This is a genomic window from Kitasatospora sp. NPDC093558, from assembly GCF_040683475.1.
Lineage (GTDB): Bacteria > Actinomycetota > Actinomycetes > Streptomycetales > Streptomycetaceae > Kitasatospora.
In genome coordinates, this window is sequence record NZ_JBFBDY010000377.1 from 1 (window position 1) to 6,187 (window position 6,187).

Below are 6,187 nucleotides of genomic sequence, written 5' to 3' on the forward strand. Positions count from 1 at the left end.
TACCCCCACTGGGGGGGGGCCCCGGGCCGCCCCGCGGGCGCTTGGCCGGGGCGGGGGTCAGCCGGCCGGGGTGCTGTCCGTGTCCTCGACGAGGCTGTACATCACCGAGCGCTGGTCCTTGCGGCGCTCGATGCGCCCCTTGGCGACGAGCGCGCCGAGGGCGTTGCGCACCACCTGGGGGGTGGGCTCGCGGTCCGGGTGGGTCGTCAGGAACTCGTCCCGCAGTTCCTTGGCCGTGCGCGGCTCGCCGTGGCCGGCGAGCAGGTGTGTGAGGAGGTCGCCGAGGAGGGGGCGCTGCGCCGGGTCCTTCGCGACGCGGCGGCCCTTGGCGGCGGCCTTCACCGTGGACGCGGGCCGCGGTGCGGTGGTGCGGGCGGCGCGCTTTCGGCGCGGCGCCTTCGCAGCGGGCGTTTCGGTGGGTGCTTGGGCGGGTGCTTCGATGGGCGTGTCGGCGGGGGCCGGCTCGTCCTGGGTTCGGGTCTGCACCGCAATCGGCGGCGAGTCCTTGGCCTGCTCCGGGATGGAGACGGGCTTGGTGGTGTCTCCGTGGCGCTCCGCCACCGACATGATGTCGACCAGGAGCGCCTCCTCCTGCTGGAGCGTCTTGAGTTCGTCGGCGAGCTCTTGCTGCCGACGGCGGTTCCCCTCGAGATCCGACGCGGCCTGTACGGCGTACCGCGATCGGAGCGAGGCGGCTGATTGGCTGGTCACGACCGGTCACTCCTGCCTGTGGACGTTGTTGCGCATGGTACCCGTGTCGAGGGGTTGCGCATGACGTCGAGGGCAAAATAACTGTTCTGGTGGGTGATTGGCGTGTATGGGGTGTGCGAAGAGCATATGTATCGTCCTCGTGAACCTTTCTGATGGTTCGTCAGAGATGCCACTCGGGGAAACGCGTCCGCCCGGGCCCGACGAGGTAGTTGGGCCCGGGCGGGGTTATCGATAGTGGGGGATCAGCCGTCGTTCTCCGGGGACGGGATGTACGCGCCGGGGACGTCCTCCGGGGCGTGGATCTCGGACTCGCCCGGGTACGGGGTCGTCCAGTTGTGGGTCTGGTACCAGGTCAGGTGGTTCATCTGGGCCGGGTTCGCCCGGTCGGGCCTGGCGTTCGGGCCGGTGAGGTGCTGCTTGGACTTCCAGGCCTCCCACTGCGCCGCGACGCCCTGCTCCGCCGCCGGCGGCGCGACCGTCGTCGGGGCCGGGGCCGCCGCGCGGTCCTGGACCGCGCCGGGCACGTCGAGGCCGCAGGACGGGGGCGTCTTCAGACCGTCCGTCAGCGAGGTCCGGTTGGGCACCGCGGTGAACGGGGTGAAGTCCGGCTTGTCGGTGAAGGCCGTGGTCATCGGGCTGGCCGCGCTGTCCTTCTGGTTCATCGGGTGGATCCCGAGGATCTGCTCGATGGTGCGCACCATGGTGATCTGCGAGTAGTAGCGGCTGTCGACGGCCCCGTGCTGCGCCCACGGGCTGATGATCTGGATCGGGGCGCGGTGGCCGTCCACGTGGTCGAGGCCGGCCTGGGAGTCGTCCTCGACCACGAAGATCGCGGAGTCCTTCCAGTACGCGCTGTGCGAGATCTCGTCGACGATCTTCCCGACCGCGAGGTCGTTGTCGGCGACCTGCGCGGCCGGGCTCGCCGGGCCGCCGGTGTGGTCGCTGGACAGCCACAGCATGTTGAGGTTCGCCGGGCCGTTCTGCTCGAGGTCCTGCTTCCAGATTTGGTACCGGTACAGGTCCGGCACGTCGAGGTCGAACTTCGGGAAGCCGGGCACCGACACGTCGTTGAGCGAGGGGATCGGCGACGAGGAGTTGAGCGGGTAGGCGGTGTCCTGGCCGGTCGCGTCCATGGTCTTCGCGTCGCAGTACAGGTTCTGCCAGTTGGCGCCGTCGGGCTTGGTGAGGAACTGGTGGAACTCGCCGAAGTCGCGCACGTCCTTGCCGGCCGCCTGCGCGCCCGTCCACAGGAAGCCCGAGCGCTGGTGGCCGAGGGCGTCGTCCTCGGTGTCGTAGCTGCGCTGGTACTCGCCGGCCGAGGACTCGGTGTACTCCGGGTTGTCGGCCTGCATCAGCCAGTTGTGGCCCTCGGCGGAGTTGGTGCCGATGTCGTAGGTGTTGTCGTAGAGGCCGAACTGCCGGGCCAGCGCCTGCTGGTTGGGCGTGACGTTCGCGCCGAACTGGGCGAGCTTCGGGTCGCCGTTGCCCTTGCCCATGTCGCCGAAGACCTGGTCGTAGGTCCGGTTCTCCTTGACGATCATGAAGACGTGCTTGATCGGCGACGGGTCGCCGATGCGCGCGGGCACCGGCACCGGCTTGGCCTTCTTGTGGCCGGCCTGCTGGACCGCGCCGTTGGTCCAGCCGTTCTGCTGGAAGACCTTGGCGGTCTGCTCCCGGATCTCGCGGTCGCCCGGCAGCGTGAACTGCGTGATGCTGGACGTGGTGTCGTGGGTGTTGTGCGCGCCGGTGGCGTTGGGGCGGCGGGCGTCGACACCACGGGTGTTGGAGACGACGACCTTCGGGCCGACGGTGGTGACCTCGGCCGGGAAGTAGTCGGTGGGCAGCAGGCCGACGTAACTCACCGGCTCCTGGGCGCTGGTGAAGCGGTAGACGGCCACGGCGTTCGCGCGGCCGAGGGTGACGAGGAGGTGCCCGTCGTCGGTGAGCGTCACCGCGGTGGGCTCGTAGCCGACCGAGGCCTCCGGCCACGGCTTGGTGGACACGGTCTGCACGACCCGGTCCTGCGCGGTGTCGACGACCGACACCTCGTCGGTGCCGGTGTCGGCGACGAACAGCACGCCGTTCTTGACGTACAGCGCCGTCGGGTGCAGGCCCACGTCGATGGAGCCGACGGCGGCGGAGGCGTCCGTCAGGTCGATCACGCTGACGGTGCCGGACGTGGTGGCGCCGGTGGCCTGGTCGGCGGGCACCTGTGTGCCGTAGGAGTTGAGCGTGTCGTCGTCCTCCGTCGCCCGGCGGCCGCCCTCGTTGCCGACGTACAGCTTGTGGCCGACCTGGGCGATGCCGCGCGGCGCGTTGCCCACCGTCCAGCTCTGCTTGACGGTGCCGCTCGCCGCGTCGATCGCGACCACCCGGTTCTGGCCGTTGACGGCCGCGTACACCGTCGAGCCGTCGGCGGAGAACACCGCGCCGGACGCGAGCGCGTGCTTCTCGCCGTCGGCCGGGATCGCGACCTTCACCGGGTCGGCCAGCGTCCCGTCGGCGTTCACCGTGAAGCGGGTGTAGCCGTCGCGCTGGCCGAGCCACAGCTGCTTGCCGTCCGGCGAGTACACCGGGGCCTCCTGGCCGACCGAACCGTCGGTCAGGTGCAGGTCGTCCGCCTTCGCGGTGCCGATGCGCTGGCGCACCTGCCCGGTTGCGAGGTCGACGACGACCAGCGACGCGGGGCCGTCGGCGACCGACGCGGCCAGGTGGGTGCCGTCCGGGCTGACCCGGGAGCCCATGATCTTGCCGTCGTCGATGACGGACCGGTTGCCGTAGGGGGCGATGTACTGGTCGCTGGAGACGACCTGGCCGTTGGCGGTGACCTGGCCGACCTGGTCGGTGCCGAACTGGTGGGTGGTGGCGAAAGCCGTGCCCGTGGCCACGGCCACCGCCGTGATGCACGCCGTGGCGAGCGTGGCGCGGCGGCCGGTGCGCCGGCCGAGGAGGGCGGAGTGTTCCTTCTGGGCGCGGCGGCGACGCGTTACCTGCATGGCGTCATTCCTTCGTTGAGTTCCGTCGAATGGGCGGGGCGGTGTTGTCGGGGGCGGTGCGTTCAGGTGGCTGAGGAGGAGAGCAGCGCGATCCGGGCGTCGAACTGCCACAGCGGGTTCGGCGCGTCGCCGTTCGGGGTCCGCACCAGGAAGTAGCCGTTGACCTCCTTGGGCCCGTCGCCGTCGGCCATCAGCCGGCCGTCCGAGGCGACGTCGAGCTGGTAGACCGCCGTGCCCGGCGCGGCCACGCCGGGCAGGTGCCAGGTGACGACGCAGCGCCAGTCGTTGCCGGGGCCCTGCGGGTCGACGTGGCCGTCCCCGCGCTCGCACGCCGCCGAGACCCGCAGCTGCTCCTCGGTGACGCCGGGGCGGTGCAGCTGCTCGGTCTGCAGCCGGTACAGGTGCGCGAAGGCGGTGGCGACCGACTGCTGCACCTTGGCCTGCGTGATCCCCGAGCCCGTCGAGGGCGTGGCCACGGCGACGGCACCGGAGGTCAGCGCGAGCAGCCCGGCCAGCGGCAGGACGCCGAAGGCGAGCGCGCGGCGTTCCACGCCGTCCTCGCTGCCGTTGGTGAAGTCCCGCCGCACGAACAGCCGGTAGGCCAGGGCGGTCGCCACCGCGGCCCACACCAGGCTCACCGCGACGGAGATCAGCAGCTCGTCGAGGTGCGCGGGGTCGGCGAACAGCCCGTTCCACGCGACGAAGGCGTAGCCGGGCAGCGCGAGGCGCAGCGCCACCGGCAGCGGCAGCATCTGCGCGAGCTGCATCGCGACCGCCGTCAGGGCGGGGACGAGCAGGCCCATCGGCGAGCGTCCGAGGAGGACGGAGCCGAGCAGTCCGATCGCGGCCAGCGCGAGGGTGGGGGCCAGTGCGCACGTCCACGCGAGCAGGACGCCGCCGGCCGCGTCGGACGGCGCCAGGAGGTGTCCGTCGACGCCGACGAGCGGCCCGTTCCCGACCGCGGCCAGTCCGCCGGCCGTGGCGGAGGCCGCCAGCCCGGCCGCCAGCAGCACGATCACGGTGGCGCCGGCCAGGGCTTTCGCCGCGAAGATCCGCCGCGGCGAGCGGATCGCGACCAGCAGGTGGCGCCAGGTGCCGAGGCGGTCCTCGGCGGCGAAGACGTCGCCCGCGACCACGGAGGTGAGGAGGGGGAGCGCCCACGAGCCGGCGAAGCCCAGCACCACGAGCGGGCCGGCCCAGCCGGTGGCGTGCATCCAGCGGCCGAACAGCGTGTCGGACGGCAGCGTGCCCTGCTGGGCGACGGCGGCGACGAACAGGCCGGGCAGGAGCCAACAGGCCAGGACCAGCAGGCGGATCCGCCACTGGGAGACGAGCTTGACCAGCTCGAAGCGGTACACGCGGGCCACCGGCACCGGGCCGGTCCCGGGGGCCGTCGCCTTCGTGGACGCCGGTGCCGTGCTCATCGCGCACCCTCCTGCTGATCGGTCAGGGCGAGGAACGCGGCCTCCAGCGGCGGGACCACGGGAGCGACCTCGCGCACCCCGACGCCCGCGTGCACCAGGGCGTTCACGAACTGCTCGACGGCCGCTGCGGATGCGCGCACGACGAGCGTCCCGGCCGGGCGCCGGGGCCCGGTCTCGGTGAGCGCCTTGATGCCCGGAGTGGCGGCGGCCACGGCTTGAGCGGCCTGCGGATCGGACGTCAGCAGGCGGTAGTCGAGCTCGGGGCTGTCGGCCGCCAGCTTCTCCAGCGGGCCCGAGAAGCGGACCCGGCCGGTCGCGAGGATCGTGACCTCGTCGCAGAGCGCCTCGAGGTCGTCCATGCGGTGACTGGAGAGCACGACGGTCACGCCGTCGTCCGCGAGCCGCCGCAGGGTCCGGTGCACGTGCTGCTTGCCCGCCGGGTCCAGGCCGTTGGACGGCTCGTCGAGCACCAGCAGGCGCGGGTCGGTGAGCAGCGCGGCGGCCAGGCCGAGGCGCTGGCGCATGCCGAGGGAGAACCCGCGCACGCGGTCGTCGGCGACGTCGGTGAGCCCGACCTCGGCCAGGGCCTCGTCGATGCGGCGGGTGTGGGCGTCGCGGCCGGTGCGGGCGTCCCGGCCGGTCAGCGCCGCGAGGGCGGCCAGGTTCCGGCGGGCGGTGAGCGACGGGTACAGGCCGGGGCCGTCCACGAAGCCGGCGACGCCGTCCGGCGCGGCCAGTGCCCGTCCGACGGGTCTGCCCAGGACCTCCAACTCGCCCCCGTCGGCGACGGCCAGGCCCAGCAGCAGCCCGAGCAGCGTCGTCTTCCCGGCCCCGTTCGGCCCGGCCAGCCCGTGGATCCGCCCGGCCGCCAGGTCGAGCCCGACCCCGTCGAGCGCCACGACGTCACCGAAGTGCTTCGTCAACCCACGTGCCCGTACGGCAAGTTGTATGTCGCCCATGGCCCCTTCTCGCAGTCCACCACGGAACGTAGGCGGTGGGCGGGGCGGCGTCAGGAGCACACGGTTGAACGCCGATGGAACACCAGTCGGTACGTTC

At 72.4% G+C, this 6,187-nt stretch carries 4 protein-coding genes; all 4 read right to left on the reverse strand.

Features of this window, described 5'->3' with window-relative positions; all coding sequences use genetic code 11:
* Positions 1-57: 57 nt before the first annotated feature.
* The 4 genes from AB0O00_RS26775 to AB0O00_RS26790 all read right to left on the reverse strand — a co-directional run bounded on the left by AB0O00_RS26775 (position 58) and on the right by AB0O00_RS26790 (position 6,090).
* On the reverse strand, positions 58-711 hold the full coding sequence (locus AB0O00_RS26775; RefSeq protein ID WP_363655911.1) for a hypothetical protein: 654 nt from the start codon (positions 709-711) through the stop codon (positions 58-60).
* 242 nt (positions 712-953) lie between these two features.
* Entirely contained in the window at positions 954-3,707 is a 2,754-nt protein-coding gene (locus tag AB0O00_RS26780) for an alkaline phosphatase family protein (protein WP_363655913.1), read from the reverse strand.
* Positions 3,708-3,769: 62 nt separating this feature from the next.
* Complete coding sequence (locus AB0O00_RS26785; RefSeq protein ID WP_363655915.1) at positions 3,770-5,131, reverse strand: ABC transporter permease; 1,362 nt, start codon at positions 5,129-5,131, stop codon at positions 3,770-3,772.
* Entirely contained in the window at positions 5,128-6,090 is a 963-nt protein-coding gene (locus AB0O00_RS26790) for an ABC transporter ATP-binding protein (protein ID WP_363655917.1), read from the reverse strand. Before AB0O00_RS26790 ends, AB0O00_RS26785 begins: the two co-directional genes overlap by 4 nt.
* Positions 6,091-6,187: the final 97 nt, after the last annotated feature.